The organism is Haloechinothrix halophila YIM 93223 (genome assembly GCF_000504245.1).
GTDB classification, from domain to species: Bacteria; Actinomycetota; Actinomycetes; order Mycobacteriales; family Pseudonocardiaceae; genus Haloechinothrix_A; species Haloechinothrix_A halophila.
On the sequence record NZ_KI632509.1, the window covers coordinates 5,316,709 to 5,339,698 of the forward strand.

Sequence of the window (22,990 nt, forward strand, 5' to 3'; positions counted from 1 at the left end):
GTTCGTGCGCTGCACGAACACCGATACCGCGTCGTCCGCCGCCCCGCAGGGCGAGACATCCCGATCGAGGCACCGCGTCCCGGCACGCCTGGCTGTTCGGGGCACCCAGGACGCCCGCCTGGCCTCGCGAAATACACCTGGTCGGGTGAGCCTCGGGACGGTGCGGCGGGGGCGGAGTGCTGCACTACCTGATCAAGCCGTTCACCTACGGCGCGTTGTACGACCAGTTGCAGCATTTCGCTGGTCTGCATGAGAAGTTGACCGGGATGTCGGCGGCCGCACAGTCCGACGTGGACCAGGTGTTCGGCGGCAGGCCTGGCGGTGCGTCACCGTTGGCGAAGGGGCTGACGGCAGAGACGGCGGAGCTGGTCGAGGGTGTACTGCGCGCGGCCAACGGCTACCTGTCCGCCGCCGAGTGCGCCACCGAGGCTCAGCTCGCCAGGGTGAGTGCCCGGCGATACCTGGAGCATTTCGTCCACACCGGCCGCGCCGAGGTCCGGCTGCGCTATGGCGGCACCGGCCGCCCTGAGCGCCGCTATCGCTGGACCGCGCAGGCGTAGCGCGCGAACAGACGCAAATGCAGAGCATGCACTTGGTCGCGAATCCGGTCACGTGACACGAAAAACGGCCCTCGGAGAGATTCTCCGAGGGCCGTTTTCCCTGGTAGCGGGGACAGGATTCGAACCTGCGACCTCTGGGTTATGAGCCCAGCGAGCTACCGAGCTGCTCCACCCCGCGTTGTGTTGTGACTACAACTCTACACCCCGGCCTGAACCGGGTCGCAGCCGGGGGTCGGTTCTTCAGCCCGACCCCCGGCCGCGGACGCCTCAGCCAGAGTCCTTGGCGTTGTTGTACTTGTCGCGAGCCGCCTCGAGATCCTGCAGCGCCTCAGCCTCTGCCTGGTAGTCACCCTCGCGACGGGCCTCAAACAACTTCTCAGCGGCCTGCTGCATCTCCTCAGCGGCTTCCTGCATCTGCGCGTTGGCATCGCCACCACTGGGCTCAGCAGGCGCCTCGGGCTCTTCCTGGTCAGGCTGCTCGGCCTGTTGGCCATCGCCATCGATGCTTGGGTCGCCCTCGACCTGCTCGGTGGCGGACTCGCCAGCGCCCTCACCGAGCACTTGCTCCAGCGCCCCCTTGAGCGTGGAGTCGTAGCCGACCCGGCCGCCGTGGTACACCAACACGCGGTTGAGCTGCGGGAACGACGATTCCTGCCCGGTCCGCTCAATGTAGACCGGCTCGACGTAAATCAACCCTTCAGCCACCGGCAGTGTCAGCAAGTTGCCGTAGATCACCCGGGTGTTCTGCTGGGTAAGGATGTTGATCTCACTGCTGACCTCAGACGACGACAGGAAGTCGTTCTGCACCAGCTGCGGACCACGCGTCTGCGTCTCACCCGGCAGTCGGCGCACTGTGATCGTGCCGTAGTTCTCCGGATCGGAACTGGCAGACACGAACGCGGACATGAACTGCCTGCGGAACGGCGTCAGCACACTGGTCAGCTGGAACTGCGGCTCGGCCGAGCTCGGGTTCTGCGGGTCGGCCGCCAGGATGTAGTACGGCGGCTGGTTCGCGTCGCCACCAGCGCCCTGCACCGTCGGGTCTGACGGCACGCTCCAGCGGTCCTCGTTGGAGAAGAACGTCCCCGGATCCGTCACGTGGTACTTCGCCAGCAACTCACGCTGCACCTTGAACAGGTCCTCCGGGTACCGGAAGTGTTCGGCCAGATCGTCGCTGATCTCCGACTTCGGCTTCACGGTGCCGGGGAAGATGTTCCGCCACGCGTCGAGTATTGGGTCCTGCTCATCGAACTCGTACAGGTCCACGGTGCCGTCGTAGGCATCCACGGTGGCCTTCACCGAGTTGCGGATGTAGCTGATCTGGGTGTCCGCGATCCGCGGCAGGCCGGACCGGGTGGTCTCGATCGCCTCACCGAGCTGCGTCTTCTGCGCATACGGGAAGTTCTTCGTCGTGGTGTAACCGTCGACGATCCACTTGATCTTGCCGTCGATCACGGCGGGGTAAGGGTCACCATCGACGGTCAGCCACGGAGCCTTCTTCTCGACACGCTCCTTCGGGTCCCGGTTGTACATGACCTTGGAACCGTCACCGATGACGTCGGAGAAAACGAAGTTCCGCTCGCCGTAGTGCAGGGCGAAGACGGCGCGGTCGAAGATGTTGTCGATCGGCACGCCGCCCTTGCCCTGGTAGCGGTGGGTCTGGGTAGCCGTGTCGTACTCGCCCCGGTACTCGCCGTTCTCCTTCGACGGGCTGCCGACGATCGAATAATCAGTGTTCAGCTCGCCGTAATACACCCGCGGCTGATCGACCTTGATGTCGCCCTCGGTCGTGGTGTCGCTGATCGTGTACTGCGGGTAGCCGCCCTGGCCACCTGCTTGCTCCGAAGCCGCCTGCACGGTGTTGGCCGGCGCGGCGATGAAGCCGTTGCCGTGGGTGAATACCAGGTGCTTGGAGATCCAGTTCTGCTGGTTTTCCGCCAGCGCCGAGGTGTCGATCTCCCGCAGCGCGACGATATAGTCCCGCTTCTTTCCATCGACCGTGTAGCGATCGATGTCGAGTTGCTCGGGGAAACCGTAGAAGTTCCTGCGTTGCTGCTGCTGGGTGAATGTCCGGTTCAGCACGGTCGGATCGAGTAGCCGGACGTTCGGCATCGTAGCCTTGTCGTTGGCGGCTTCCTCGGCCGTCACCTCGGCGGAACCCTCGTAATCGATGTACTTGACGTCGGTCTCCGTCAAGCCATACGCATACTTGGTCTCCGCCATGTTGCGCTCAATCGACTGCGCTTCTTTCTGAATGGCGTTCGGGCTGACCGAGAACCGCTCCAGCAGCGCGGGCCACGCCGAGCCGACCAGAATGCCGGACACAATCAGCAGCACCAACGCGATCGCTGGCAACAGCAAGTTACGCAGCACAATGGCCGCGAAGAACGCGAGTGCGCAGAACACCGCGATGCTCATCAGGATCAGCTTGGCCGGCATCACGGCGTTCAGGTCGGTGTAACTGGCACCCGTGAACAGGTCACTGCGGCCGTCGAGCAAGACGTTGTAGCGATCGAAGAAGTAGTCAACGGCCTTGACGAGGATGAACACACCCGCCAGCACGGCGAGCTGCACCCGCGCGGCAGTCGTGAACTGCCCGCCACGGCCAGCGACACGGATCCCGCCGAACAGGTAATGCGTCGCGGCCGCCGCGACGAACGCCAAACCGAACACGACGAAGCCCCAGCCGATCAGCCAGTTGTAGAACGGCAGATCGAACACGTAGAAACCGGCGTCGTTGCCGAACTCAGGATCGGCACGACCGAAGTCCCCGCCGTTCATGAACAGCTGAATGATGCGCCAATCCGCCTGCGCGGTCGCCCCGGCGATAAGACCGATCAGCGCGGGGATACCGATACCGAACAACCGGACCCTGGCGACGACGGTGGAGCGGTAACGCGCGAGCGGGTCGTCCTCACTAGCAACGGGGACGAACACCGGCCGGTTGCGATAGGCGACCGCCAGGCTGGCCGCCACTGCCCCCGCGACGACGATGCCGACGATGAAGAACAGCGCGACCCTGGTCAGCACCATCGTGCTGTAGACATTCGTGGCCTCGACCTCGCGGTACCACAACCAGTTGACGTACGTGCCAACCACTCTGCTGCCTAGTAACAGCGCCAGCAGTGCGAGACCGCCGACGACCAGCAGGATACGACTACGCCGTGTCAGCTTTGGCATACTGACGGGAGGCCGAGTGGCCACTACACACGCTCCTGAGTTCGCACTTTCGTTGGCCTGGCAGTTGGCGGCCTGCATACCGCAACAAACCGCCCCTGTTCAACTCAACTCTACGGATAGGGTCCGAAGTTCCCGATCTGGGCCGCGAGTTCGCCGCAGAGTAGTCCCTGCCGGACCAGACCGCACGGTGCGGTAGTGACAGGGTGATGGCCCTCGCCTGGCACCATGAAGGTATGGAAGATCCCGATTCCGGTCCGGCCGAACCCGCCGCGCACGACAGCGCGAACACTGCCACGGCGAATCTCGCCACCGTCGCCCGTGAGGTCGACGAGTTCGTCGCCACAGCCGGCTGGGACCAGCCGCCACAGCTCTTCGCGCTGGTACCGACCGCGGATCTGCTCGCGAAACAGCCCGAGCTCGCGGACCGGCTCGACGTCGAGTCGCCGTTGACGCCGGTCGCCCAGGAGTCGCTGCCGGAATCCGACCTCGGCGACTCGCTCGCCAAGATCGCCTGGCCGGAGACGGTTGAAGGCTGCGCCCTCGCACACGAGATCGTCGTGCTACCCCCCGGGGCGGAGTCCGAGCTGGAGGAGGCCGCTGGTGAGTCAGGCGATGTGGAACGTCTTCAGCGCGCAGCCGCCAACCATCCGCAACGCACCGAGGCGCGGCTCGTCGCTGCCGTCTCTCGAGACGGCACCCGCGCCTGCGTGATGCGGCTTCGCGGCAAGAGTGAGAACGCCGAGAGCGAGCCGGTCGACGAGGTCGTCGAGCACCCGGATCTCGCGCCGAACCTGCTCGACGCGCTGGCCGCGACGCTGGAGCCCTAACCGCGCGTTCGCTCGCCGTGGGTGGCTGGCGTCGAGTCCCTCAGCGTGTGGCCGACCGTCTGTGGTGCTCGCGTCAGCTCGCCTCGCAGGTGGGGGCGTTACCACCGTCCGCGATCGTCTCCAACGCATTGACCGCGTCGTCCAGTGTGTCCACCCGCACCAGGCGCATCCCATCCGGCGCGGTGCGCACTGCCTCTGCGCAGTTGTCCTTGGGCACGAGGAAAGTGCTCGCACCATCTTCGTTGGCCGCGACCAGCTTGAACGAGATGCCGCCGATCGGGCCGACCTTGCCATCGTGGGTGATCTCGCCGGTCCCGGCGATGTGCTCACCACCAGTGAGCTGACCTGGGGTTAGCCGGTCGACGATCGCCACCGCGAACATCAGGCCAGCCGATGGCCCGCCGATGTCGGCGAGTTTGATGTCGATCTCGAAGTCGACCTTCGCCGTGTCGGTGAGCAGCAGGCCCATGTAGCCCTGCTCTCTGCCGTCCTTCGCGTCGCCAAGGGTGATGGTCTCACCGCGCGTGACCGAGCCGTCTCGCCGATAGCTCACCGAGATGGTGTCCTCCGGCTTGGTGTCCTCCAGGATCTTGTGCACGTCCTGAGTGCTGTCGACCTTGGTGCCGTCAACCGCGACCAGCACGTCACCTGCTTGCAGCACTTGCGCCGACGGGCCGTCCGCGACGACCTCCTTGGCGATGACCCTCGTCGGGTAGTCGAGGTGACTCAGCGCGGCGACCTCCGCGGCGCTCTGCGAGTCCGCGAACTGCCGCGCGTTCTCCTGCTCGACCTCCTGCTCCGTCTCACCTGGCGGGAAGTACAGCTCACGCGGAGCCAGCGCGTAGCGGCCGCTGATCCACATGCCGAGCCCTTCGACCAGCCGCACGTCGTCGGACAGCGACACCGTGGTTAGCCGCAGCTCACCGCTGGTCTGATACGACTCGGTGCCATCGATATTGATGACCGGCCCACCAGCTGTTGACCCCAGCGTGTCGTAGGTCGGGCCAGGTCCCAGCGCCACGTATGGCACCCGGACGAGCATGCCGACCGCGACGAACACCGCCGCCATGACGACGCTGAGCACGATCGTCCAGCCTCGTCGAGACAAGCCCATGCTGGTGGGGCGCTGGCCCGACTGCCAGACGTCGGCGTCGGTCTGCGCCTGCTCGGAGGATGCCTCCACGCGCGAATTGTCCGGTTCGCTCACAACTGAATGCCCTACTACGTCAGATGGACCGCTGTTCAGACGGCTAGGCCTAGGTTACGGGCAGCCTGTCACGGCGCTCGTGCCGCCTCACCACGTCACCCAGTCGGTTCATCCGCGTACCGTAGAGGTATGAGCGACTTTCCGTTCGGATTCGGTCCGCCTGATCCTGACCGCCGCGGCGAGGGCGAGCCGAACGACAAGCAACAGGGCGGTGCGGACGCGTTCAACCAGCTCGGCCAGATGTTGACCCAGCTTGGCCAGATGCTCAGCCAAGCGGGCAGTTCGTCCGGCCCGGTGAACTACGACCTCGCCAAGCAGATCGCGCTGCAACGGCTCAGCAGCGAGGGCGGCAAGCAGGTCGGCTTCGGCAAGCAGGACACGTCCGGCGAGACGGCGGTGCGCGATGCCGCACACCTCGCGGAGCTGTGGCTGGACACCGCGACAATCCTGCCCGCGGGCGCGACGACGTCGGTGGCGTGGACGGCGCGCGACTGGGTGGAGAAAACCCTGCCGACCTGGCAACGGTTGTGCGACCCCGTCGCCACCCGCGTCTCGTCGGCGTGGACCGACGCCCTCCCTGACGAAGCCAAGCAGGCTGCTGGCCCGCTGCTGTCGATGGTCGGTCAGATGGGCGGCATGATGTTCGGCTCCCAGCTGGGCAACGCCCTAGCACAGCTCGGCTCCGAGGTGCTGACATCGACCGATGTCGGACTCCCGCTCGGCCCGGCAGCGACCTCGGCACTGCTACCGGCCAACATCGAGAAGTTCACCGAGGGTCTTGAGCGGCCGAGCAGCGAGGTGCTGGTCTTCCTCGCCGCACGCGAAGCGGCACACCAACGGTTGTTCGCACACGTGCCGTGGCTGCGGCAGCGCCTGCTCGACACCGTGGAGGAGTTCGCCCACGGCATCTCGGTCGACACCAGCGCCATCGAGGACCTCGCCACCAAGATCGACCCGTCGAACCCATCCAGCATCGAGGAGGTCATGTCCTCCGGCCTGTTGGAGCCGAAGCGCACCGACGAGCAGGAAGCGGCACTGACCCGGTTGGAGACGCTGCTCGCGCTGGTCGAGGGCTGGGTCGACGTCGTCGTCGCCGACGCGATCGGCGAGCGGCTCCCCGGCGCTGACGCGCTCCGCGAGACGCTGCGGCGGCGGCGCGCGACCGGCGGCCCCGCCGAGCAGACGTTCGCCACACTGGTGGGCCTTGAGCTGCGCCCCCGCAGGCTGCGTGCGGCCTCATCGTTGTGGAAGCTCGTCGGCGACCAGCACGGTGCCGAGAAGCGCGATGAGTTGTGGTCGCACCCTGACTTCGTACCGACGACCGCGGACCTAGACGATCCACTCGAGTTCGCCGAGCGGCTTGGCAGCGGCGGCGAGATGGACGACATGGACCCGATCGCCGAGATCAGACGGGCCGAACAACGCGAACGTTCGGAGGATGCCGGCGAGACAGGAATGGCCGGCACTGCCGGTTCGGACGAGGATGACGAGCAGGGCAAGCGGAACGACAGCGGCGACGCGTAGCAGTATCTCGGTACCTCACCCGGCGTCGCCGGGGTCGCCGTCTGACTCGCCTGGCTCGCTGTCGATTCCGGTGATGCCGAGGCCAGCGGCGGCGGAGAGCCCCTCGAGGTAGCCAATGGCCCGCTCGGTCTTCTCGTAGCGACGGCACAGCGCCCAGAAGTCGGCGTTGTGGCTGGGCACGAGCAGATGGGTGAGTTCGTGCACCAGGACGTAGTCAAGCACCCATGACGGCACCTCGCGAAGCCGATCACTCACCCGGATAGTGCCCTGCGTGGGCGTCGCCGACGCCCAGCGGGTGCGCATCGGCGGCACCCAGCGCACGGTCACGGGACTCGCCTTACCGTCCAGATACCGTGCGGACAGCTCGGCGCAGCGCGCGAGCAGCGCGTCGTCGGAGCGACGCGCAGGCGACTTCTTCCGCACTTCGGTGCGATGCAGCCTGCGCTCCATCTCAGCCACCCATTTGCGCTCCTCCGCGGCGCTCATGCGGGCTGGTATCAGCACCACCATGGTGTCCCCGTCGAGGTACGCCGAGACGGTGCGAGTGCGGCGTTTGCTTCGCCGCACCTCGACACGCCTGGCCGGGGCACGCTCGGGGGTTTCGAGCATGGCCAGTTGGTCGGTTGCGCGGTTCTTCCGTTGCGGCACGGACCCACCGTAGAGGCAGCGACCGACAGAAGGGACCCCGTTCGGACAAGGTGCCAGCCAGTGGAACCACTCGCGGGACGAGTTGTCCACATTTCGTTCTTCCCGTTCCCCCACTTCCCGCCATCCGGCGACGCTGCTGGCATGACCGTCGACGACGCCACCTCCACCAGCACGGCACGACCCAGGTTGATCTCGGGAGTCATGGCGCTGCAGCGCAACCACACCGACGTGCAGATAGGCCTCGACCCGCAGCATGGCGTCGTGGTCAACAACCTTCCCCCCGTCGTGGCACGCCTCCTGCGGTCGCTCGACGGTACGGCCACCCTGACCGCCCTCGTGGAACGCGCGGGAACACATGCGCCGGTGCTGCGGCGAGTACTCCGCACGCTGGCCTCGCGAGGGCTGCTCACCGACGCCAGAACCATCCCCGACCGGTCGAGCGTGCAGCGCCAAGCTGTCGCACTGTGGGCGATGCGCACCTGCGTGCCCCACGAGGTCTTCATGCAACGTCTCGAGCAGGCATCGGTCACGGTCAACGGTGAAGGCGGACTAGCCGTGGCCGTCGCGCAGCTCCTCGCGGCGTGCGGGGTGGGACACGTCGCCGCCGAGTCAGCGGGCAAGGTCACCCAATCCGAGATCGGCATGAGCTACCAGTGGGACGACGTCGGCAGGCGAAGACGCGACGCCATCGCCACCGCCGTGAGCAGCGCCAACCCTGCCACGGCGACCACGCCGGTGCCATCGGACCGTGGTCCGGACCTGCTCGTACTCACCGACACACTCGTGCTCCCGCCGCACCGCGTCGACCAGCTGATGGGCGAACGACAACCCCACCTGCCGGCGCGGTTCAGAGACGGAGTCGGCGTGGTAGGACCGCTGGTCCTCCCTGGCAGGACGAGCTGCCTACGTTGCGCTGACCTGCACCGATGCGACCTCGACCGAGCCTGGCCTCGCGTAGCCAACCAGCTGATCGGACGCACTGGCCGAGCCGATCCAGCCAGCACACACGCCACGGCGGCGCTGACAGTCGGGCAAGTCCTGCGTGCCGTGCAGGACGGCGGAGAGCACCCACCGTTGTGGAACGCGACGCTGGAGCTTGATCTGGCAAGTGGGAACGTGACACGACGCACATGGCTGCCGCATCCCCGTTGCACCTGCGGCGCACCACCCGGTTAGCGGTGTCTGCGCTGCCACGGCCGCGCCGTGATCTCCTCTTGTTGGCTGGTGTCAGGCAGAATCGAGGCCATGACCGATACCGCTGCCGACGCTGCCGACGATCGCGGCCTGCCGAGCGGAACCGCAGCCCGTACTGCCAAGCTCGCGAGCCTCCCTCTCGGCTTCGCGGGCCGTGCCATGTCGGGGTGGGGCAGGCGGCTGAGCGGGCAGGGCGCGGACGAGGTCAACGCCGAGATGTCGGCGAAGGCCGCTGAGCAGCTCTTCCAGGTGCTGGGCACGCTCAAGGGCGGCGCGATGAAGTTCGGCCAGGCGCTGAGCGTGTTCGAGGCGGCGGTGCCCGAGGAGTATGCCGCTCCGTATCGGGAGGCGCTGACCAAGCTGCAGTCCGCAGCGCCGCCGATGCCCGCCAACCAGACCCATCGGGTGCTCGACGAACAGCTCGGCTCGGCGTGGCGCACCAGGTTCAGCAGGTTCGACGACGAACCGGCGGCGTCCGCCAGCATCGGACAGGTGCACAGGGCGGTCTGGCATGACGGCCGCGAGGTCGCGGTCAAGGTGCAGTACCCGGGCGCGGACGAGGCGCTGCGGAGCGATCTGCGTCAGCTGATGCGGTTCAGCAGGCTGTTCCAGGCACTCGCGCCGGGCACCGAGGTGAAGCCGCTGCTTGCCGAGTTGTCCGACCGCATGAACGAGGAGCTCGACTACCGGGGCGAAGCCGACTACCAGCGCGCGTTCGCGGCCGAGTTCGACAGCGATCCGCGGGTCGTCGTGCCGAAGGTCGTGGCGAGCGCACCGAAGGTCGTCGTCACCGAGTGGATGACGGGCACGCCGCTCGCGTCGATCATCAACCACGGCGACACCGCCACTCGCAACGAGGCTGGCCGGTTGCTGCTTGAGTTCCACTATTCCTCACCGGAACGGGTTCGGCTGCTGCATTCCGACCCGCATCCCGGCAACTTCATGCTGCGCGACGACGGCAAGCTGTGCGTGATCGACTTCGGCGCCGTCGCCCGGCTGCCGCACGGCATACCGCGCGGGCTTGGCGAGATCACCAGGCTCGCGCTGGACGGCAAGCAAGACGAACTGATGTCGGTGCTACGCGAGCACCGATTCATCACGACGACCAGCGTCAAGGCCGAGGACGTGCTGGCCTATCTCGCGCCGTTCACCGAACCGCTCGCGCACAGAACGTTCACCTTCAGCCGTGACTGGCTGCAAAGCCAAGCGGTGAGGGTCGGCGACGTCGGCAGCAAGGACTTCCGCACCGGGCGGCTGCTGAACCTGCCTGCCGAGTACCTGCTGATCCACCGCACCACGGCAGGCAACACCGGCATCCTGTGCCAGCTCGGCGCTGAGGTGGCGGTACGCGAGATCGCCGAGAAGTGGATCCCCGGATTCGCCGACTGAGCAAGGACTCGACGGTCAGTTATCCACAACATCTGGCCGAGAATGTGCCCGGTGAGCCATCGGCACTCGAAGTTGTCCACAGTTTCCACGATCTGCCCCATTCGCCACCGGATATCGCGATGCTGAATGACATGACGAATTCACATCGCACTCTCCGGATCGCTTCCGGCGCCGTGCGGGACGGCATCGTGACCACAGCCGCACTCCACGACGCCGGGCTGAGCAGAGGCATGATCACCACACGGTGCCGTCCCGGTGGGCCGTGGCAGCGTCTGTTGCCGGGCGTGGTGATGCTGGCGAAAGGACCCCCGACACGGCGGCAGCAGTTGCGAGCGGCAGTCGATTACGCCGGGAAGGACTCGGTCATCACCGGCGAGGACGCACTGACTGCCCACGGACTCAGGTTGACGCCACAGCAGCCGGTGCGGTTGCTTGTGCCCACCAGCAAGCGGCTGTCACCCCGTGAGTTCGTGGTGCCAGAACGCAGCACCCGACTGCCACGGCCGATATTCGTCGACGAGCTCCCCTTCGCGCCACCAGCGCGAGCGGCGATCGATGTCGCACGCGCGGCCCCCGACGTCATGGCGCTGCGATCCGTGCTGGCCATGGTCCTAAACGACGGTTTGTGCACGCCGACCGAGCTGTCCGATGAACTCGACGCGGGTAACCAACGCGGCTCCGCTGCCGTCCGTGCCGCACTGCGCGACTCCGATTTGCTCGCGGCGATGTTCCTGCACGCACAAGCCAACCAGGTGCTGAACTCCGCTCCGCTGCCCCGGCCACGCTGGCACGTCACGATCGCCGACCAGAAACAGCACGTCCTTGGCTACGCGGACGCGTGGTGGGACGAGGTCGGCCTCGCCTGGCAGATCGAGCGAACCAAACTGGCTGGGGACGCACCCGAGCATGGCCATCTACCGCTGACAGCGGCGGGCGTGACCGTGGTGCGCACCAGCTCTGAGCAGGTGCTCGGCGCCGAGCACGACGCGGAAACCCGGGGGCGCATCGTGCGTGCGCTCGCGTCCGCGTTCCTGACCGCCGCGAGATGCGGTAGACGACCTAACGTGCAGGCTATGAGCGAGGCGGTGTCGAACGCGGCATGACCGTAGACAGAAAAGCCGGGGTAGGCCCCGTGCTGGGGCCTACCCCGGTCATGATCAGCGTCGTGCCCGCTCCGCCCGCTCGGCTGCCCAGTGAGACAACCGATCCCAGGCGAGCGCTCTCCGACGACGTCGGTATCTCTTGAAGGCGGCTTCGACCTCCGGGCGACGCGCCGCCGAACATGACTCCAGGTCCCGAATCCGGGACCTGGCGAGGTCCTCCGATAAACCTTGCATGGCGAATGCTCCTTGAAGTGCATGTCGTTCACATCAGGTGGTGACGAACGGAATGGCTGTCAAACGCGATCAGGCGGCGCTGCTTCGCTGTTGGGGCACCGTCGCGTTCTTGCGCGGCCGCCCCCGCGGCCGCTTGCGCGCGATGATGGCGCCCCGGTCGAAGATCTCGCCGCCCCAGACGCCCCAGGGCTCGCCCCGCTCGAGCGCCCCGGCAAGGCAGGCTTCCCGGATCGGGCAGGGTGCGCACAACTGCTTGGCGCGTTCCAGGTCGGCGGGCGACTCCGCGAACCACAAGTCAGGATTCCCCCGGTGGCACGGCAAGACACACGCACTCGCCAGCGCGTCGGCCGATTCCACTGACGACACCAACGCCGCCTCTGGCGTTGAGGCGGTTGCCGTTGACATTCTTCGATCTCCCCTATCTCGTTGCGATGTTGTTGGTGCTTCTACTCGGACCGTCGGTCCGCGAAACCTGCCGCTCACAACACGAAGGCCGCGGACCCAAGTGCGGTTCCGCGGCCTCAAAGGGGCTGATCTTCTGACTTACGTCAGATATCGAGCTCTACGAAGAGACTGCGGAAGACGCGCCTGCTTGGCAACGGTCGGCTTGACGACACGCGCACGGCGGAAGGCCTGGTCAATTCCCCAGAAAACGTCATGACGACGCGCCGACGGCGTGGCCGGAGCGCCACGCTCACCGAGGCTGGACATGCCAATACCCCCGCACAGTGGGGAACCGGGGGCCGCATAGGTCGTCATCAACCTCATCGCTAGCCACCTCCTCACTGGTCGGGTTCTGGTACGGGCGTTCAACCTGATATCCGCAGGTTATTCGCCGCAGCCACATGGGCGCAACGTATTTTTCGAAGATCTCGTCAAATTACCGCTGACCTGCGCTTTCGCGCACAACGGCGAGAACATCGGCACCGAAGCGCTCCAGCTTGGTCGCACCGATTCCGGAGATCGACACCAGCGCTGAGTCGTCGACCGGACGCTGCTCGGCGATCGCGATGAGCGTGGCGTCGGTGAAGACGACATACGCGGGCACCCCTAGCTCGCGGGAGCGCCGCACCCGCCACTCTTTGAGCTGGGCGAGTAGATCCTCGTCGATGTCGGACGGGCAGTTCGCGCACCGGGCGAGCTTGACTTCGAGCGCACCGGTCAACCGGGTGCCACAGATTCGGCACTTCGATACCGAGCGATTTTTGTGCTGCGCGGATTTCGCCACCCGCGCCGCGGGATGATCTTCCGGCACCAGCCCGTAGAGGAACCGGCTGCGCCGCCTGCCGCGCCTGCCGCCGGGGTTGCGCGCCAGCGCCCACGACAACCAGATGTGCTCCCTGGCGCGCGTGACTCCGACGTAGAACAGCCTGCGTTCCTCCTCGATCGCGGCGTCGTCCCCGTCGGCGTGCTGGATCGGCATGGTGCCCTCGGCGAGCCCCACCAGGAACACCGCGTCCCATTCCAGGCCCTTGGCCGAATGCAACGAAGCCAGCGTGACGCCCTCGACCGTGGGTGGATGCTGCGCCGCCGCCCGCTGCTCCAGCTCGCCGACGAATCGGGGCAGCGACGCCTCGCTCGCGTCGGCCACGAACTCCTCGGCCAGCTCGACCAGTGAGTTCAGCGCGTCCCAGCGTTCCTTGGCCGCACCCCCGGACGGCGGCTTGTCGGTCAGCCCGACCCGCGCGAGCAGACCGCGCACCACGGCGGGCAGTTCACCCTCCGGTGGGTCGGCAGCGGCCGTGCGCAGCGCGGCCATGGCCTCGCGCACCTCGCGTCGGGCGAAGAACCGCTCCCCACCCCGGATCAGGTACGAGATACCCGCTTCCGACAGCGCCTGCTCATAGGCCTCCGACTGCGCGTTGACGCGATAGAGCACGGCAATCTCACTCGCGGGCGTGCCCGCGTCGATCAGTTCCTTGGCGCGCCGAGCGACAGCGGCGGCTTCGGCTTGTTCGTCGTCGTACTCGGAAAACCGGGGTTCCGGCCCGTCGGAACGTTGCCCGACCAGCCGCAGTCGCGAGCCCGCCGGCCGCGAGCGGGCTGCCCCGATCACCCGGTTGGCCAGCGACACCACCTGCGGTGTGGAGCGGTAGTCCCGCTCTAGTCGGATCACGGCCGCCTCGGGAAAGCGCCGGGTGAAGTCCAGCAGCGGCGCGGGCGACGCCCCGCCGAACGAGTAAATGGTCTGGTTGGCGTCGCCCACGACGGTGAGGTCGTCACGCTCGCCGAGCCAAGCGTCGAGCAACCGGTGCTGCAGCGGCGTGACGTCTTGGTACTCGTCAACGACGAAGCAGCGGTAGCGGTCGCGGAACTCGTCGGCGACCGAACGGTCCTCCTCGATCGCAGCCGTCGTGTGCAGCAGCAGGTCAGCGAAGTCGAGCACCTGCTGGTCGCTCTTCAGCGCCTCGTACGCGCGGTAGACGTCACGTACCCGCTCAGCGGGCTCGCTGGTGTCCCGGTGCAGTCGCGCGGCGGCGGCTGGGTAGTCGTCAATGCCGATCAGCGACGACTTCGCCCACTCGATCTCGCTGAGCAGGTCGCGCACCACCTCGATCTCGGTGCTAGCGCCGACGCGCTGCGCCGCCCTGCCCGCAAGCCGGAACACGCTCTCGGCGAGCGGCCACGGCCTTCCGCCGATCACGCGCGGCCAGAAGTACTGCAACTGCCGCATCGCGGCAGCATGGAACGTGCGGGCCTGTGCGCCCTCGACGCCGAGCGAGCGCAACCGGGCCCGCATCTCACCTGCCGCGCGGTTGGTGAACGTCACCGCGAGCACCTGGCCAGGGGCGACGTGACCCGCCCTGACCAGGTACGCGATGCGGTGGGTGATGGTGCGTGTCTTGCCAGTGCCCGCCCCGGCGAGCACGCACACCGGGCCCCTCGGCGCCGTCGCGGCGGCGCGCTGCTCCGGGTCGAGTCCGGCGAGGAGATCGGCTGTCGACGTGTCACTACCCACGTCCGCATCCTCGCAGACATCGCCGACAGTGCCGCACGTATCCTGGAGGGCATGGCGGCACCCCAAGACAAAGAGGCCAAGAAGGCCGCGAAGCTGGCGAAGAAGTCCGAGCGCAAGGCCAAGCGCACGCAGCTCTTCCAAGCGTTCTCCATGCAGCGCAAGGAAGACAAGGGACTCATCCCGTGGATGATCGCCGTCTTCCTGGTCACCACTGGCGTGTTTCTCGGCATTGGCTTCCTCATCGGCATGCCGTGGCTCACGCTGCCGCTCGGTATCCTCGCCGGTGCGCTCGGCGCGATGATCACGTTCGGCCGCAGGGTGCAGCGCACCGTGTACGCCAAGGCAGAGGGTCAGCCCGGCGCCGCGGCGTGGGCGCTGGACAACCTGCGCGGCAAGTGGCGGGTCACGCAGACCGTCGCTGCGACGACGCAACTCGACGCGGTGCACCGGGTGCTCGGCGGCCCTGGCGTCATTCTCGTCGCGGAGGGCGCACCGCACCGCATCAAGGGCCTGCTCGCACAGGAGAAGAAGCGCATCGCGCGGCTCATCGGCGACGTGCCGATCTACGACATCGTCATCGGCAACGACGAGGGTCAGGTGCCGCTCCGCAAGCTGCAGCGTCACCTGATGAAGCTGCCTCGGAACCTCAAGGCGAAGCAGGTCGACGCGCTGGAGGCGAAGCTGTCAGCACTGGGTAACAAGGGTGCCGCGATGCCGAAGGGCCCGATGCCACAGGGCGCCAAGATGCGCAACGTTCAGCGGACCATCCGGCGGAAGTAGACCGGCGCAGGCGGGTCTGACGGCGTCCCTCGCACGTCACGCGTACGTCAGGCCCAGCGAAGGCGTCAGCGCATCCGGACGACGATGGTGCCGGTCGCGCGGTCGTGCCAGCCCCGGCCGTCGACGTTGCGCACGGCCGCTGGAATGAGCAAAACCGTGAGTACACAGCGCACCGCGGCGCGCCAGAGTCCGACGGAGTTCGCGCCGTCGAGCCTGCCAACCCGAATACCCAGCAGCGCCATGCCGGGTGTGAAGCCGAAGAACGCCGCCGACGGCACGGTCAGCACCACCCACGCCAGGATCGCCGCCGAGTTGAACGAGCGCATGACCTCGACGTCACCGACGTCCGGCCGCAGGAACAGCGCCGTGATCAGCGAGGCGGCAATGAGGTCGACCGCGAACGCGGCGAACCGCCGAAACCCGCCGGCTACACTGCCCGGCCCCGATTCCGGCAGGCCGAACTTCTCACCGGGCCATTTGGGCGGCGCCTGGGAGTCGTCCGTGTCGGCACCCGTGAGCCACGTCTCTGTCCATCTCGCCACACTCTCAGGGTATGCGGAGTTCGCCGTTATACCGCCAGCTACCCCACAATCAGCAGGTCACACCGGATTTCACTCGTTGAGGCGTAACGGCGGGCCCACCACGCGCGAGTCCGTTAACATCGGCGAAACATACGGGTGACGGTGGGGCAACACCTCGCTCATAGCGTGACGCAGAACCGCGACAACGGGGCGGCGGCGATCCTGCCTGACCGCAGGGCTTCAGTGCCTCGCAAGCGACCGCAACATAAGGAGCAAACAAGCGTGTTCAACTCCCCACAAGAGGTCCTGCGCTTCATTTCCGATGAGGGAGTGAAGTTCGTGGACGTGCGTTTCTGTGACCTTCCCGGCATCATGCAGCACTTCAACGTGCCAGCGTCCTCCTTCGACGAAGATTCGTTCATCGACGGTCTCGCGTTCGACGGCTCATCGGTGCGTGGTTTCCAGGAGATCCACGAGTCGGACATGCTGTTGCTGCCTGACCCCTACACGGCGCGTCTCGACCCGTTCCGGATCGAGAAGACGCTGATCATGAACTTCTTCGTGCATGACCCGTTCACGCGCGAGCCCTACAGCCGTGACCCGCGCAACATCGCGCGCAAGGCTGAGGAGTACCTGTCCGAGTCCGGCATCGCCGACACCGCGTTCTTCGGTCCCGAGGCCGAGTTCTACATCTTCGACTCGGTCCGCTTCGACAGCACGGAACGCGGCACCTTCCACGAGATCGACTCGGTCGAGGGCTGGTGGAACACCGGCCGCGACGAAGAGGGCGGCAACCGTGGTTACAAGACCCGCTACAAGGGCGGCTACTTCCCCGTCCCGCCGGTTGACCACTACGCCGACCTGCGTGACCAGATCTCGCTGAACCTCGCCGACGCCGGTTTCTCCGTCGAGCGTGCCCACCACGAGGTCGGCACCGCTGGCCAGGCCGAGATCAACTACAAGTTCAACACGCTGCTGCACTCCGCCGACGACCTGCAGCTGTTCAAGTACATCGTGAAGAACACGGCCTGGCAGGCTGGCAAGACCGCGACGTTCATGCCGAAGCCGCTCTATGGCGACAACGGCTCTGGTATGCACTGCCACCAGTCGCTGTGGAAGGACGGCCAGCCGCTGTTCTTCGACGAGTCCGGCTACGCGGGCCTGTCCGACACCGCCCGCCACTACATCGGCGGCATCCTGGCCCACGCGCCGACCCTGCTGGCGTTCACCAACCCGACCATCAACTCGTACCACCGGCTCGTGCCGGGCTTCGAGGCCCCGGTCAGCCTGGTGTACTCGCAGCGGAACCGGTCGGCGTGTGTCCGTATCCCGATCACCGGCAACAACGCCAAGGCCAAGCGCATCGAGTTCCGGTGCCCGGACTCCTCGGGTAACCCGTACCTCGCGTTCTCCGCGATGGTCATGGCCGGTCTCGACGGCATCAAGAACAAGATCGAGCCAGCCGACCCGATCGACAAGGACCTCTACGAGCTGCCGCCGGAGGAGCTGGCGAACGTGGCCCAGGTCCCGGCCGACCTCGGTTCGGTGCTCGACAACCTGGAGCGCGACCACGACTTCCTCCTCGAGGGCGGCGTGTTCACCTCCGACGTCGTCGAAACCTGGATCGACTTCAAGCGCGAGCACGAGATCGACCCGATGCGGCTGCGCCCGCACCCGTACGAGTTCGCCCTGTACTACGACTGCTGAGGCAGCCGTGTAGCGAGCGGTAACAACGCTGACTGGGCGGGAGTCACGATGTGGCTCCCGCCCAGTTTTGTGTCGCGGTACCGACGGTCACGCAGCGCCGCGCCTGCTTCGCGCATTCGGCTGGGGTTCAACCCGCCAGCGCGAACCCCGCGCTGCGGAACTGTTCCTCCGGCTCCCCGACCAGCTTGCGCTTGTCCAGGTCCATCAGGCCGAGCACGCATTCCACCTCGGCGGCGACGGTACCGTCGAGCTTACGGATCTCCGAGTACATCTCGAACGTCTTGCTCCCGCCGAAGCTCACGTCGCAGGTGACGTCGACAGTGTCGCCCTCGCGCAGCTCGCGGCGGAACTTCACGCGGGTCTCCAGCAGCACCGGCGCGATGTTGCGATCCGCGAACCCGTTGCCCTCGCCACGCGCCTGATAGAACCACTCCAGCCGCGCGACCTCGGCGTACTGGTGATACACGGCGTGGTTGACGTGGCCCAGGGTGTCCAGTTCGTAGTGCCGCACCTTGATCCGGACCGAAAACTGCTCAGGTTCACTCACCCGGCCACCCTAACCCCGTGCCTCCACTACCCCGTGCACCCAGGTGACGCGCTACACAGGGCAGCCAGCGGCACTCAGGCGTCGTAGAACAGCCGATCCACGACGGCGCGTGCCCTGCGGGCGGTGCGGCGATAGGCGTCCAGGAACTCGCCGGGATCCTCGTCGGCCTCGTAGCCGAGGATGCGCGCCACCGCGACCAATTCCTTTCCCGACGTCGGGATCTGATCCACCGGTTTGCCACGCACCAGCGTCGCGGCGTTGCGCACCTTGGTGGCCAGTAGCCATGCCTCGGTGAGTGCGTCGGCGTCAGCCTGCTCCACCAGCCCAGACTCCGCCAGTGCGGCGAGTGCGTCGAGGGTGGACGTCGTCCGCAGCGTGGGCACCTCGTGCGCGTGCAGCAACTGCAGCAGTTGCGCCGTCCACTCGACGTCGCCGAGCCCGCCGGTGCCCAGCTTGGTGTTGGTGCGCGGATCGGTGCCCCTCGGCAACCGCTCGGTATCGACTCGCGCCTTGATCCGGCGCACCTCCCGCGCCTGCGTCGCTGAGATCCCACCGCCGGGGTACCGCACTGGGTCGATCATCTCGACGAACCGGTCGCACAAGTCGGGATCGCCCGCGACCGGCCGGGCGCGCAGCAGCGCCTGGGCCTCCCAGACCTCACTCCAGCGCTGGTAGTACGCGCGGTAGGACTCCAGCGTCCGCACCAGCGGCCCCTGGCGGCCCTCTGGGCGCAAGTCTGCGTCCACCGTCAGCGGCGGATCCTGGCTGGGCGAACCGAGCAACCTGCTGACCATGCTGGCCACCTCGGTGGCATAGCGGACGGCCTCCCCCTCACTGACGCCCTCGCACGGTTCGCACACGAACAGCACGTCAGCGTCGGAGCCGTAGCCCAATTCGCTGCCGCCGAGCCTGCCCATACCGACCACGGCCACCCTGGCGACATCCTCGCCCTTGCGGCGTTGCGCGACGTCGAGAGTCGCCTGCAGTACGGCGGCCCATACGCTCGACAGCGCCGCGCACACCTCGGGCACCGGCATCAGCCCAAGCAGGTCGGCGCACGCCACGCGGAGCATCTCGTGCCTGCGCAGTGAGCGTGCGGTCGGCACCGCGCTGTGCACGAAGGTGTGCCGCGCGACCGCCTTGCGCAGCGAGACCGCGACCTCGTCCGGGTCCTTGCCGGTCAATTCGGCAGGTTTGCCGAGCAACCGCAGCACCTCGGGTGCGCGCATCAGCAGCTCGGGAATCAGCTTCGACGTCCCGAGCACCGTCGCGAGGTTGTCGACGACGGCACCCTCGTCACGCAGCACCCGCAGATACCATGGGGTTTCCGCCAGCGCCTCGGATACCTTGCGGTAGGCAAGCAGGCCACCATCCGGGTCGGGGGTATCGGCGAATCGGTCCAGCAGCACCGGCAGCAACGTCTGCTGGATCGAGGCGCGCCGCGACATCCCGGAGGTCAACGCCTTGATGTGGTTCAGCGCGCCGTCCGGTGCCGTGTAACCGAGCGCGGCGAGTCTGCGTTTCGCCTCGTCGGTGGTTAGCCGCAGCGCTTCGGTCGGCACCCGCGCCACGGACTCCAACAGCGGACGGTAGAACAACTTCTCGTGCAGCCGCCGGACCGCCTGCATTTTCTTGCGGAACTCGCCGAGCAGCACCTCCCCTGCCGACCGGCCACGCTGCGGTTTCAGGCCGATGGAGCGCGCGAGCCACCGCAGCTCGTCGACGTCGTCCGCATCGGGGAACAGGTGGGTGCGGCGCAGCCGGTGCAGCTGCAGCCGGTGCTCCAAACTCCGCAGGAACCGGTATGCCGACTCCAGCTCAGCGACGTCCGACCTGCCGACGTAACCGCCGCTACCCAGGGCTTCCAGCGCCTCCATGGTCGATGGCGACCGCAGCTCTGGATCCGCCCTGCCATGCACGAGCTGCAGTAACTGCACGGCGAACTCGACGTCCCGCAAGCCGCCGCGACCGAGCTTGAGCTCCCGATCCGCGATGTCGGCCGGCACGTGGTTCTCGACCTTGCGCCGCATGCTCTGCACGTCGACGACGAAATTCTCCCGTTCGGCCGCCGACCACACCAGTGGCGTGACGATCTCGGCGTACTGCGCGCCCAGTTCCTCGTCGCCCGCGACAGGGCGGGCCTTCAGCAACGCCTGGAACTCCCAAGTTCGCGCCCACTTCTTGTAATAGGCCGCGTGGCCGTCAATGGTGCGCACCAACGCGCCCGCCTTGCCCTCCGGCCGGAGCGCGGCGTCCACCTCGAAGCACGACGCGCCGACCAGTCGCATCATCCCGCTCGCTACCCGCGTGGCCAGCGCGTTGTCACCCTCGCCAACAAAGATGATGTCGACGTCGCTGACGTAGTTGAGCTCGCGTCCACCGGTCTTACCCATCGCGATGACGGCCAGGCGGGTGGACCCGTCGTCACCACCGCACTCCAGCCAGGCGACGTCGAGCGCGACACGCAGCACCGCCTCGGCGAGTTCGGTCAGCCAGGTGGTGACCTCGGTGTAGCTGGGCTGGCCGAGGTCGGGCTCAACGAGGAACGCCAGGTCGGCCGCCGCGATCTCCACCAGCAACCCTCGATAGCCCTGCCGCAACGCCCTCACCGCGTCCTTGCCTTGCAGCAGCGATCCATCGTCGCGCAGCGCTTCACGCAACCGTGCTGTGTAGCTTTCAACGCCTGCCCGCGCGGGTTCGACGAGCCCACGCCACGCGCCGGGGTTGCTCACCAGGAAGTCGGAGAGCGTGGTGGAACCACCCAGAATGGCAAGCAGCCGGGCGCGCAGGCCCGCGTCGGTGTGCAGTGCGCTGTTCAGCTCACTCCAGCTCGCCTCATCGACCTCGCGCATGCGTTCGATGCTGAGTAGGGCAGCGTCCGGGTCCGGCACCCGCGAGAGGGCAAGCAGGATAGGCACGCTCGCTTCGACGGGTCCGGTGGTGTTCCACCAGCCCGCCGCGACGAGCTGCTCCTGTGCCCTGTCTCCGGTGAGCCCGAACCGGCCGGGCTTCGGCGCTGCACGGTCCCACGATGTCACCTGCGCCAGCCTAGTTGCTCACGCTGGCCGAACCCTGCTCACCAGGCGGTATCACCCCGATGCGCGCGGATACGCATTCCCCTAATGATGCGTAGCAGTGTGGGTAGCTTCCCCGATGAGGGGTGGTTTGTCGCGGCGCATGCTGAATCTCACGAGGAAAAGAGGTGCGCCATGACTGACCGAGAGATGCAACGACTGTACGACGTCGCCGAGGGAAACCTCCTGTTCCACACCGGCCGCTGGGGCGGGCCTGCCGGGTATCGCTGGCGGGGCCCGGACGGCACCGAAGCCGGCACAGTCCCGCCGTGGCTGGAAGAAGAACTCGACCGGCTCCACGACCTCGGCCTCATCGCGATCGAGACCCGCAGAGGACCGTTCGACCGAGTCGTCACGATCACGTCGCGTGGGCTCAGCGCGCTCCACGTCGCGAACGCCGCCTGACCGTCCTAGCTGAAGCGGTGGTCGATCGCGTCGAGCACCGGCACGTACCCGAGCTTCTGATAGATCGCGTTCGACGTCGGGTTCGAGAGATCAGTGAACAGCACGACGTCGGTGGCACCGTTGTCCAGTGCCCACTGACTCACGGCAGCCGTCACCGCGGCCCCATAGCCGCGCCCCCGATACTCCCTCGGCGTGTAGACCGAACCAACCCGCGACATCCCGTTCCTGGGCACAGACGCAGCCGCATACGAGACCGGCACACCCGACACGCGCCACATGCCGTGTGCGCTGCCTGCCGCGAGCTCGCGGCGCAGGTTCCCTTCCGGCCAGTCCGGATCGGCCGTCGGCATGTGGGCATCCTCGACGAACCCGCGCCGCCACGTCACCAGCAACGGGACATCGGACTCAGTGGCACGCAGCCAGTCGCCCTCGACGGCAGGCGGCCGTAGCGAGTCGAGCCGGTACTGCCGTTGCAGCATCCCTTGCGTGGACCTCTGGCCCGTCGCCGACACCCAGAGTTCGGCGAACCGGTCGGCTTCCGGCCGTGGACCGCTCACTCCACTGACTTCGTACCCGGCATCGGTCAGGAACTCGACCAAAGCCGGCATCGCACGTTCCGGCACGCCGCTCACTCCGATCGGCCATGGCGGCGTACGGAAGGCCGCGCCGATCAGTTCGCCGTCGTCGTGGACTGTGATCAGCAGCGGGCGCCGTGTTCCCGACGACGGAGCCGCCGCGATCTGCCGCAGCACGGTTAACGCAATCGTGTGCCGAACCGGATCGGATTCGTACAGCGTCCCGGCGACGTCCAGGAACTCGGTCACGTCGTCGTAAGTCACGAACTCCATCGTGGAATGATCCGCCCGTGGCGGGCACCGGTCCACCGGATTTCGCGCTCGCCGACGGCGGATGCCCTTACCAAAACGCACCTGAAAAAGACTGAGGCCCCGGGAGAACGGAAAATCGTTCTCAACCGGGGCCTCAGTTAAATGATGTTCGGCGGTGTCCTACTCTCCCACACCCTCGCGAGTGCAGTACCATCGGCGCTGGCAGGCTTAGCTTCCGGGTTCGGAATGGGTCCGGGCGTTTCCCTGCCGCTATAACCGCCGTAACTCTGTCCACCAGCAACAG

General features: G+C 67.0%; 18 protein-coding genes, 1 tRNA gene, 1 rRNA gene and 1 pseudogene. 10 read left to right on the forward strand and 11 right to left on the reverse strand.

Annotated features, from left to right (window positions below):
* Positions 1–170 precede the first annotated feature (170 nt).
* Positions 171–560, forward strand: a pseudogene (locus AMYHA_RS24355) (two-component system response regulator); the annotation flags it as partial.
* Positions 561–661: 101 nt separating this feature from the next.
* On the opposite strand, the gene AMYHA_RS24360 reads toward AMYHA_RS24355, so the two are convergent.
* Both AMYHA_RS24360 and AMYHA_RS24365 read right to left on the reverse strand, forming a co-directional pair.
* Positions 662–738 (reverse strand) — tRNA-Met (locus tag AMYHA_RS24360).
* A gap of 89 nt (positions 739–827) precedes the next feature.
* Complete coding sequence (locus AMYHA_RS24365; RefSeq protein WP_330760639.1) at positions 828–3,818, reverse strand: UPF0182 family protein; 2,991 nt, start codon at positions 3,816–3,818, stop codon at positions 828–830.
* 155 nt (positions 3,819–3,973) lie between these two features.
* On the opposite strand from AMYHA_RS24365, the gene AMYHA_RS24370 reads away from it, so the two are divergent.
* Entirely contained in the window at positions 3,974–4,567 is a 594-nt protein-coding gene (locus AMYHA_RS24370; protein WP_051400262.1) for a PPA1309 family protein, read from the forward strand.
* A 73-nt stretch (positions 4,568–4,640) separates the two neighbouring features.
* On the opposite strand, the gene AMYHA_RS24375 is transcribed toward AMYHA_RS24370, so the two are convergent.
* Complete coding sequence (locus AMYHA_RS24375) at positions 4,641–5,750, reverse strand: YlbL family protein (protein ID WP_231104883.1); 1,110 nt, start codon at positions 5,748–5,750, stop codon at positions 4,641–4,643.
* A 153-nt stretch (positions 5,751–5,903) separates the two neighbouring features.
* Between AMYHA_RS24375 and AMYHA_RS24380 the strand changes: the two genes are divergently transcribed.
* Positions 5,904–7,298 carry a zinc-dependent metalloprotease gene (locus tag AMYHA_RS24380; RefSeq protein ID WP_034274893.1) on the forward strand — a complete coding sequence of 465 codons (1,395 nt, stop codon included), beginning with the start codon at positions 5,904–5,906 and terminating at the stop codon, positions 7,296–7,298.
* Positions 7,299–7,313: 15 nt separating this feature from the next.
* On the opposite strand, the gene AMYHA_RS24385 is transcribed toward AMYHA_RS24380, so the two are convergent.
* Complete coding sequence (locus tag AMYHA_RS24385) at positions 7,314–7,907, reverse strand: M48 metallopeptidase family protein (RefSeq protein ID WP_034278701.1); 594 nt, start codon at positions 7,905–7,907, stop codon at positions 7,314–7,316.
* Positions 7,908–8,006: 99 nt separating this feature from the next.
* Here AMYHA_RS24385 and AMYHA_RS24390 point away from each other — a divergent pair, with 99 nt between their 5' ends.
* The 4 genes from AMYHA_RS24390 to AMYHA_RS27290 all read left to right on the forward strand — a co-directional run bounded on the left by AMYHA_RS24390 (position 8,007) and on the right by AMYHA_RS27290 (position 11,775).
* Positions 8,007–9,122 (forward strand): TOMM precursor leader peptide-binding protein, encoded by a 1,116-nt coding sequence (locus AMYHA_RS24390; protein ID WP_051400263.1) that lies wholly within the window; start codon positions 8,007–8,009, stop codon positions 9,120–9,122.
* A 69-nt stretch (positions 9,123–9,191) separates the two neighbouring features.
* On the forward strand, positions 9,192–10,529 hold the full coding sequence (locus AMYHA_RS24395) for an ABC1 kinase family protein (RefSeq protein ID WP_034274895.1): 1,338 nt from the start codon (positions 9,192–9,194) through the stop codon (positions 10,527–10,529).
* Positions 10,530–10,660: 131 nt separating this feature from the next.
* Positions 10,661–11,632 (forward strand): hypothetical protein, encoded by a 972-nt coding sequence (locus AMYHA_RS24400; RefSeq protein ID WP_034278706.1) that lies wholly within the window; start codon positions 10,661–10,663, stop codon positions 11,630–11,632.
* A complete protein-coding gene (locus AMYHA_RS27290; protein ID WP_157362388.1) occupies positions 11,629–11,775 on the forward strand; it encodes a hypothetical protein in 147 nt (48 codons plus the stop codon). The genes AMYHA_RS24400 and AMYHA_RS27290 overlap by 4 nt, the downstream gene beginning before the upstream one ends.
* 160 nt (positions 11,776–11,935) lie before the next feature.
* Here AMYHA_RS27290 and AMYHA_RS24405 read toward each other — a convergent pair whose 3' ends face one another.
* Together AMYHA_RS24405 and AMYHA_RS24410 are read right to left on the reverse strand one after the other, a co-directional pair.
* The gene (locus tag AMYHA_RS24405; protein ID WP_034274897.1) at positions 11,936–12,271 is read right to left on the reverse strand and encodes a WhiB family transcriptional regulator; all 336 of its coding nucleotides are present in this window, start codon (positions 12,269–12,271) and stop codon (positions 11,936–11,938) included.
* Between the two features lie 475 nt (positions 12,272–12,746).
* On the reverse strand, positions 12,747–14,825 hold the full coding sequence (locus AMYHA_RS24410) for an ATP-dependent DNA helicase UvrD2 (protein WP_034274899.1): 2,079 nt from the start codon (positions 14,823–14,825) through the stop codon (positions 12,747–12,749).
* A 51-nt stretch (positions 14,826–14,876) separates the two neighbouring features.
* Between AMYHA_RS24410 and AMYHA_RS24415 the strand changes: the two genes are divergently transcribed.
* Positions 14,877–15,605 (forward strand): DUF4191 domain-containing protein, encoded by a 729-nt coding sequence (locus AMYHA_RS24415; RefSeq protein WP_034274902.1) that lies wholly within the window; start codon positions 14,877–14,879, stop codon positions 15,603–15,605.
* A 65-nt stretch (positions 15,606–15,670) separates the two neighbouring features.
* Here AMYHA_RS24415 and AMYHA_RS24420 read toward each other — a convergent pair whose 3' ends face one another.
* Positions 15,671–16,147, reverse strand: coding sequence for an RDD family protein (locus AMYHA_RS24420; RefSeq protein WP_034274905.1), 477 nt, complete (start codon positions 16,145–16,147; stop codon positions 15,671–15,673).
* 261 nt (positions 16,148–16,408) lie between these two features.
* Between AMYHA_RS24420 and glnA the strand changes: the two genes are divergently transcribed.
* Complete coding sequence (gene glnA, locus AMYHA_RS24425; protein WP_034274909.1) at positions 16,409–17,833, forward strand: type I glutamate--ammonia ligase; 1,425 nt, start codon at positions 16,409–16,411, stop codon at positions 17,831–17,833.
* A gap of 127 nt (positions 17,834–17,960) precedes the next feature.
* On the opposite strand, the gene AMYHA_RS24430 is transcribed toward glnA, so the two are convergent.
* Together AMYHA_RS24430 and AMYHA_RS24435 are read right to left on the reverse strand one after the other, a co-directional pair.
* On the reverse strand, positions 17,961–18,380 hold the full coding sequence (locus AMYHA_RS24430; protein WP_034274911.1) for an acyl-CoA thioesterase: 420 nt from the start codon (positions 18,378–18,380) through the stop codon (positions 17,961–17,963).
* 74 nt (positions 18,381–18,454) lie between these two features.
* Positions 18,455–21,418: a bifunctional [glutamine synthetase] adenylyltransferase/[glutamine synthetase]-adenylyl-L-tyrosine phosphorylase gene (locus AMYHA_RS24435; protein WP_034274913.1), complete on the reverse strand. Its 2,964-nt coding sequence runs from the start codon at positions 21,416–21,418 to the stop codon at positions 18,455–18,457.
* A gap of 171 nt (positions 21,419–21,589) precedes the next feature.
* On the opposite strand from AMYHA_RS24435, the gene AMYHA_RS24440 reads away from it, so the two are divergent.
* Positions 21,590–21,859 (forward strand): hypothetical protein, encoded by a 270-nt coding sequence (locus tag AMYHA_RS24440; protein WP_034274915.1) that lies wholly within the window; start codon positions 21,590–21,592, stop codon positions 21,857–21,859.
* A gap of 5 nt (positions 21,860–21,864) precedes the next feature.
* Here the strand turns inward: AMYHA_RS24440 and AMYHA_RS24445 are convergent, their stop codons facing one another.
* The gene (locus tag AMYHA_RS24445; protein WP_034274917.1) at positions 21,865–22,707 is read right to left on the reverse strand and encodes a GNAT family N-acetyltransferase; all 843 of its coding nucleotides are present in this window, start codon (positions 22,705–22,707) and stop codon (positions 21,865–21,867) included.
* 146 nt (positions 22,708–22,853) lie between these two features.
* A 5S ribosomal RNA gene (gene rrf / locus AMYHA_RS24450) occupies positions 22,854–22,970 on the reverse strand.
* Positions 22,971–22,990 lie beyond the last annotated feature (20 nt).

What these genes read in the sequence shown, in the direction of transcription:
- AMYHA_RS24380 (WP_034274893.1), top strand. Translation starts at nt 5,904, where the DNA reads ATGAGCGACTTTCCGTTCGGATTCGGTCCGCCTGATCCTGACCGCCGC.
- AMYHA_RS27290 (WP_157362388.1), top strand. Translation starts at nt 11,629, where the DNA reads ATGACCGTAGACAGAAAAGCCGGGGTAGGCCCCGTGCTGGGGCCTACC.
- AMYHA_RS24395 (WP_034274895.1), top strand. Translation starts at nt 9,192, where the DNA reads ATGACCGATACCGCTGCCGACGCTGCCGACGATCGCGGCCTGCCGAGC.
- AMYHA_RS24385 (WP_034278701.1), bottom strand. Translation starts at nt 7,907, where the DNA reads ATGCTCGAAACCCCCGAGCGTGCCCCGGCCAGGCGTGTCGAGGTGCGG.
- AMYHA_RS24445 (WP_034274917.1), bottom strand. Translation starts at nt 22,707, where the DNA reads ATGGAGTTCGTGACTTACGACGACGTGACCGAGTTCCTGGACGTCGCC.
- AMYHA_RS24365 (WP_330760639.1), bottom strand. Translation starts at nt 3,818, where the DNA reads ATGCAGGCCGCCAACTGCCAGGCCAACGAAAGTGCGAACTCAGGAGCG.
- AMYHA_RS24400 (WP_034278706.1), top strand. Translation starts at nt 10,661, where the DNA reads ATGACGAATTCACATCGCACTCTCCGGATCGCTTCCGGCGCCGTGCGG.
- AMYHA_RS24370 (WP_051400262.1), top strand. Translation starts at nt 3,974, where the DNA reads ATGGAAGATCCCGATTCCGGTCCGGCCGAACCCGCCGCGCACGACAGC.
- AMYHA_RS24405 (WP_034274897.1), bottom strand. Translation starts at nt 12,271, where the DNA reads ATGTCAACGGCAACCGCCTCAACGCCAGAGGCGGCGTTGGTGTCGTCA.
- AMYHA_RS24415 (WP_034274902.1), top strand. Translation starts at nt 14,877, where the DNA reads ATGGCGGCACCCCAAGACAAAGAGGCCAAGAAGGCCGCGAAGCTGGCG.
- AMYHA_RS24440 (WP_034274915.1), top strand. Translation starts at nt 21,590, where the DNA reads ATGACTGACCGAGAGATGCAACGACTGTACGACGTCGCCGAGGGAAAC.